The sequence below is a fragment of the Streptomyces diastatochromogenes genome (assembly GCF_002242805.1).
In the GTDB taxonomy this organism is placed as follows: domain Bacteria; phylum Actinomycetota; class Actinomycetes; order Streptomycetales; family Streptomycetaceae; genus Streptomyces; species Streptomyces diastatochromogenes.
Genome location: NZ_MCGQ01000117.1, coordinates 1 through 395 on the forward strand (window position 1 = coordinate 1; position 395 = coordinate 395).

General features: G+C 65.6%; 1 pseudogene. It reads left to right on the plus strand.

Annotated features, from left to right (window positions below):
- Positions 1-211: 211 nt before the first annotated feature.
- Positions 212-395, plus strand: a pseudogene (locus BEK98_RS46595) (fumarylacetoacetate hydrolase family protein); the annotation flags it as partial.

Consider the following 395-nt stretch of genomic DNA (forward strand, 5'->3'; position numbering starts at 1 on the left):
ATCGGGTCGGTCGAGTCCTCGCCGTGCCTCGTCCAGGCAGGCGGCCCACGACCAAACTGTGTGCACTTTCGAGGATCGAAGTCAACCCTTGGTCGACCTATTGACTGGGCTCGAAACTGTATGCACTGTGGACCCCAAGAGCCGCCCGACAAGGCAATGACGCCAGCTCTGCCGATATTAGGACGGCCAATTATCGAGCTCGGGAGTTCGTATGTCCGTATGGAGCCTGGTGACCTGCCGCCCCAAGGACGAGGGAGCCGCACCGTTCGTCGCCGTCGCTGACACCGAGGGACGGGTACGACACCATCCGCTCCTGGCGCGCTATGCCGACGTGGGTGCGGCGCTGCGGGACTGGGCGGACCTGGAGCCGGTCCTGCGCGGCTGGCAGCCCGCCG